Raw genomic sequence first — 5864 nt, 5'->3', positions numbered from 1 at the left:
CTATAGTGGTCTTCAATGTCCAGGTCCAATTGTAAACATCAGTAAAGAAGTGAAAAATATCGAAGTAGGCGAGCAAATCGAGGTTACAGTTACAGATCCTGGGTTCTTTAGTGACATTAAAAGCTGGGTCAAACAAACAGGACATACATTAGTTAAACTGGATGAAAGTAATAATGGAATTAATGCCATTATTCAAAAAGAAAAACCAAAAGACTTGGAAGTGAACCATACTGCCAAAGGTACGACAATTGTACTATTTAGTGGTGAGTTAGATAAAGCAGTGGCAGCAATGATTATTGCGAATGGCGCTAAGGCTGCAGGCAGAGACGTAACTATTTTCTTTACTTTTTGGGGACTTAACGCGTTGAAAAAAGAGCAAACAGTTAAAGTTAAAAAGAAAGGCATTGCAAAAATGTTTGATTGGATGTTGCCGAAAACACCTTTACGCATGCCGCTTTCTAAAATGAATATGTTTGGTTTAGGTAATATCATGATGCGCTACGTAATGAAAAAGAAAAATGTTGATTCCTTACCGTCACTCATTGACCAAGCAATCGACCAAGATATCAAATTAATCGCTTGTACGATGAGTATGGATGTTATGGGCATTCAGAAAGAAGAGCTCAGAGACGAAGTTGAGTACGGGGGCGTAGGTACTTATATTGGTGATACAGAAAATGCGAATCATAATTTATTCATCTAATTAAATCTATTAAAAAAGGAGTTTCAACATGTTTTTTAAACAATTTTACGATAATCATTTATCTCAAGCATCTTATTTAGTTGGCTGTCAACGTACAGGAGAGGCGATAGTAATTGATCCTGTTCATGATTTAACAAAATATATGGAAGTTGCAGATAGCGAAGGATTTAAAATTACACAAGCTGCAGAAACACATATTCACGCTGATTTTGCTTCTGGAATTCGGGACGTGCAAGAACGTTTAAACGCCAATATATATGTATCTGGCGAAGGTGATGATCAATTAAGTTATAAAAATATGCCGGAACATACAAATTTTGTTAAAAATCAAGATATTATTCAAGTAGGTAATATTAAATTAGAAGTCTTGCATACACCTGGTCATACCCCGGAGAGTATTAGTTTCTTACTCACGGATGAAGGTGGCGGCTCAAGTGTTCCAATGGGTTTATTTAGTGGTGACTTTATTTTTGTTGGTGATATCGGTAGACCTGATTTACTAGAAAAATCAGTACAAATGGAAGGTACTACAGAGATTGGTGCAAAACAGATGTACCAATCTATAGAAGGTGTTAAAAATTTACCAGATTATATTCAAATATGGCCTGGACACGGTGCTGGAAGTCCTTGTGGTAAAGCATTAGGTGCCATACCAATGTCTACGCTAGGTTACGAAAAAATTAATAACTGGGCATTTAATGTAACAGATGAATCTAAATTTGTTGAAACATTAACATCAAATCAACCAGCGCCACCCCATCACTTTGCACAGATGAAAAAAATTAATCAGTTTGGTATGAACATGTATCAACTATACGACGTTTTTCCTAGTTTAGATAATGCAAGAATAGCCTTTGATCTTCGTAGTAAAGAAGCCTTTCATGGTGGTCATACTGAAGGTACAATCAATATTCCTTACAACCAAAACTTCATTAACCAAATCGGTTGGTATTTAGACTATGAAAATAGTATAGATTTAATTGGTGATAAATCTACCGTTGAACAAGCAGCGCATACTTTACAATTAATTGGCTTTGATAATGTAGCAGGTTATCGTTTACCAAAATCAGAAATTTTAACCCAATCCATCCATAGCGTTGATATGACTGGTAAAGAAGAATATATACTTGACGTACGTAATGAAGAAGAGTGGAATAATGGGCACTTAGATCAAGCAGTCAATATTCCGCATGGTAAATTATTAAATGAAAATATTCCATTTAATAAAGAGGATAAAATATACGTACATTGTCAGTCAGGTGTTAGAAGCTCAATAGCAGTGGGTATATTAGAAAACAAAGGCTATGAAAATGTCGTGAATATTAGAGAAGGCTATCAAGATTTCCCAGAATCATTAAAATAATTTAAAGATGTGGAAAAGTGAGTAGTCATATCAAATTGTTATTGTAAGACAATCAGATATTATAATACCACCAAGTTTATTTAGAATAAATAGAAGTTTAAAAGAAATATAGATATGATTCCTAATTAGTCATAATAGCAATAGATTTATAAAATTAATATAAAACCTTTTCTAGTGGAAATGTAGTGAGCCCAAAAAGTTTTACTTTTTGGGCTCACTACATAATTAATGGTTTTTTACTATCTTTTACATTGAGATAAAGTACTATAATTACACGAAATCAATTATTTTAATTTATAATGGTTACTTTAATAACTATACTTATAAAATTTATTCTTTGATTATGAACGAGAAAGATTAGTAAAACATTATACCTATTATAATGCCTATTAGTACAATAGACCAGGAAGGTAATTTATAATACACCAGGAATACGAATAATGAGCTAGCTAGAACAAAGTCTAATTCTGATTTAATAGTTGAAGCCCAAATCGGATTATAAAATGCAGCGATAAGAATACCGACTACACCCGCGCTTATACCTTTTAAAAAACCTTCAGCATAAGTGTTAGATTTAATATCATCCCAAAATGGTAACACTCCAAATAATAATAGAAATGCTGGTAGGAATATAGCGACAGTAGCCAAAATTCCTCCTCCAATACCTTCTATAGACATGCCAATATATGAAGCGAACGTAAATAATGGTCCAGGTACAGCTTGAGCAGCAGCATAACCCGTTATGAAGCTATCAGGTGATATTAAACCTTGTGGTACAAACTCATTTTCTAATAAAGGTAATACGACATGACCACCTCCAAACACTAAAGAACCAGATCTATAAAAACTATCGAACATTCTAAGCCATAAATTATTCGTCATAGAACTAACTATAGGTAATACAATTAATAGTAAAAAAAATAATGAAATTGAAATAAAACCTAACATTTTAGGTAATTTAAATGTCTTCACTCTTAAATTATTTATGTCTGTAGAGGTTTCTTTTAAAAAGATAAGACCATATATACCAGTAATAGATAATGCGATTACTTGAATGTAAAGATTATCAATTGTTAGAGATAATATAAGAACAAATAATGCCAATGTAATGGTACTTTTAGTATTTGTTAATTTTTTACCCATACCTATTACGGCTTGGGCAACAATGGCAACAGCTACTAGTTTTAATCCTTGCATCCAAGTTAAACTAGAATCATTGTTAATAAATAATGCTGAAAAAACCATAAGTATAATCACAGAAGGAAGTGTAAAACCAATAAAAGAAATAATTCCTCCCAGAATTCCTCCTCTAATAGTACCTATACCTATACCAACTTGGCTGCTTGCAGGTCCAGGTAAAAACTGGCATAGGACTACTAAATCTGAGTATTCCTTTTCATCAAGCCATTTTCTTTTCTTAACATACTCATCATAAAAATAACCTAAGTGGGCGGTTGGTCCTCCAAATGATAGTAATCCAAGTTTTAATGCAACAAAAAATATATTTATATATTTATACATAAAAAACTCCTTGTATTTCGTTGATTAATTTCTTACTTAACTATCAAATTCTTTAACTCTTTTTCCAATTTCATCTCTAACACGTTGAAATTCTGGCCATTCTTTTCCTGCTGGATCATCAAAGCCCCAGTGTTCTTTTTTAACATTAGGTGGTAATATAGGGCAATTATCGTCTGCATCACTACATAATGTTACGACCAAATCTGACTGTTCTAAGATATCACTATCAATCAAATCTGATGTATGGTTTGATATATCAATATCTACTTCTTTCATAGCTTCTATTGCTTTAGGATTAACACCATGTGTTTCAATACCAGCAGAATAGACATTCCAATCTTTGCCCAATACTTCCTTTCCCCAACCTTCAGCCATTTGGCTACGACAAGAGTTTCCTGTACATATAAAATAAATTGTTTTCTTATCCATAATTAAAACCTCTTTTCTTAAAATATAATTAGTGTAAGATATAACCCTAACAGTGTAATAAATAATACTGGAATCGTTATAATAATACCGGTTTTAAAGTATGTTCCCCACGAAATCTTCACACCTTTTTGAGTAAGTACATGTAACCAGAGAAGTGTTGCTAACGAACCAATGGGTGTTATTTTAGGTCCTAAATCAGATCCGATAACATTCGCATAAATCATACCTTCCTTGAGTATGCCTGTTGTTTGAGATTGACCAATCGCTATTGCATCTATTAAAACAGTTGGCATGTTGTTCATAATAGATGAAAGGAATGCAGCTATAAAACCCATGCCCATGATACTACTAAATAAGCCGTAACTTGAAATATTTGTTAGTACATCACCAAGAAGCGTTGTAATGCCCACATTTTTTAGACCAAATACCACAAGGTACATACCAATAGAGAATAAAACAATATTCCATGGTGCACCTTTAATTACTTGTTTCGTATGAACAGCCTTAGATTTACGTGCTAATAATACAAATATTAAAGCAATGATACCAGCAATAATTGATACTGGAATATTTATAAACTCACTTATTAAATAACCAACTAGCAATACAGTGAGTACAATCCACGAGATGTTAAAAAGCTTTTTGTCCTTAATCGCTTCTTTTGGTTCTCTAATATTTACTGCATCAAATTTTCCTGGGATAGACTTTCTAAAATAAAGCCATAAGACAAGAATACTTGCGATTAAAGAGAATATATTAGGAATAATCATTCGACTAAAATACTCAACAAACCCAATATCAAAGTAATCTGCAGAAACGATATTAACTAAGTTACTTACGATTAAAGGTAGTGATGTAGTATCAGCAATAAAACCACTAGCAATAATAAATGGAAATATCGCTTTTTTATCAAAACCTAGACTACGTACCATTGCTAAAACAATAGGCGTCAGTATTAAAGCTGCACCATCATTTGCGAAGAAGGCTGCTACAACTGAACCTAATAGCATGATAAAGATAAACATTTTCAATCCGCTACCTTTTGATGCTCTCACCATATGTATAGCAGACCATTCAAAGAACCCAATTTCATCTAATATGAGTGAAATAAGAATAACTGCAACAAAAGTTAAGGTCGCATTCCAAACAATACCTGTTACTTCTAATACATCGGAAAAACTTACGACTCCCGTAATGATAGCAACGACAGCTCCAATTAAAGCTGTAATACCAATATTTAAACCTTTCGGTTGCCATATCACAAAGGTTAAAGTTAAAAGAAAAATCACAATTGCTAATATTGTCATCAACACTCACCTTGTTTCATACTTTTACATACACATCGTTCGTTAGATGTATTAATAAGATTTAAGTTATGATTAACATCATCTAAAATTTCATGATTAAGTCGATACATATGTTTATTACCTTCTTTTCTTGAAAGAACTAATTGCTTATCGACTAATGACTTCATATGATGACTTAGCGTAGGCTGTGAAAATTGAAAATGTTCCAGTAAATCACAAGCACATAGTTCACCACATGAAAGTAAATCCAGTATTTCCAACCTGCTTGGATCTGATAAAACTTTTAATATTGTTGATAGTTCTTTATAAGACATGAATATACCTCCTAGACATTTAATAGACTATCATCTATATAGATGATAGTCTATGTTTTTGTTCTTGTGAATCTATAGAATTTGGAAATGAGAAAAAAACTCATCACCACCCGATAAGCAGAAGCGTATCATAAATAAAACTAAAAAATAGATTGTATGTAACTCACTTTGAAAATGATTGAATATATAGTATCTTTAATAAAATGCAGCTATTGTGGCGTAGAATT

Annotated in this window: 6 protein-coding genes; 2 read left to right on the top strand and 4 right to left on the bottom strand. The window is 32.4% G+C overall.

Annotation, left to right across the window (positions count from 1 at the left end; all coding sequences use genetic code 11):
- A partial coding sequence (cstA, locus tag L987_RS03680) for a persulfide response sulfurtransferase CstA (RefSeq protein ID WP_047503042.1) occupies nt 1-703 on the top strand: 703 nt, incomplete at its 5' end.
- 28 nt (nt 704-731) lie between these two features.
- Nucleotides 732-2066 (top strand): persulfide dioxygenase-sulfurtransferase CstB, encoded by a 1335-nt coding sequence (gene cstB / locus L987_RS03675; protein WP_047503040.1) that lies wholly within the window; start codon nt 732-734, stop codon nt 2064-2066.
- Between the two features lie 357 nt (nt 2067-2423).
- Here the strand turns inward: cstB and chrA are convergent, their stop codons facing one another.
- Genes chrA through L987_RS03655 form a run of 4 tightly spaced genes read right to left on the bottom strand, consistent with a single transcriptional unit; the run spans nt 2424 to nt 5637 of the window.
- Nucleotides 2424-3587: a chromate efflux transporter gene (chrA, locus tag L987_RS03670; RefSeq protein WP_047503037.1), complete on the bottom strand. Its 1164-nt coding sequence runs from the start codon at nt 3585-3587 to the stop codon at nt 2424-2426.
- A 36-nt stretch (nt 3588-3623) separates the two neighbouring features.
- The gene (arsC, locus tag L987_RS03665; protein ID WP_047503035.1) at nt 3624-4016 is read right to left on the bottom strand and encodes an arsenate reductase (thioredoxin); all 393 of its coding nucleotides are present in this window, start codon (nt 4014-4016) and stop codon (nt 3624-3626) included.
- Nucleotides 4017-4033: 17 nt separating this feature from the next.
- On the bottom strand, nt 4034-5326 hold the full coding sequence (gene arsB / locus L987_RS03660) for an arsenite efflux transporter membrane subunit ArsB (protein WP_078099536.1): 1293 nt from the start codon (nt 5324-5326) through the stop codon (nt 4034-4036).
- Complete coding sequence (locus L987_RS03655; protein ID WP_047503031.1) at nt 5323-5637, bottom strand: ArsR/SmtB family transcription factor; 315 nt, start codon at nt 5635-5637, stop codon at nt 5323-5325. Before L987_RS03655 ends, arsB begins: the two co-directional genes overlap by 4 nt.
- Nucleotides 5638-5864: the final 227 nt, after the last annotated feature.

The sequence above is a fragment of the Staphylococcus sp. ZWU0021 genome, from assembly GCF_000798895.1.
GTDB classification, from domain to species: domain Bacteria; phylum Bacillota; class Bacilli; order Staphylococcales; family Staphylococcaceae; genus Staphylococcus; species Staphylococcus saprophyticus.
Note: the sequence above shows the minus strand (reverse complement) of the source record. Positions and strands in the feature narration are given on the sequence as shown.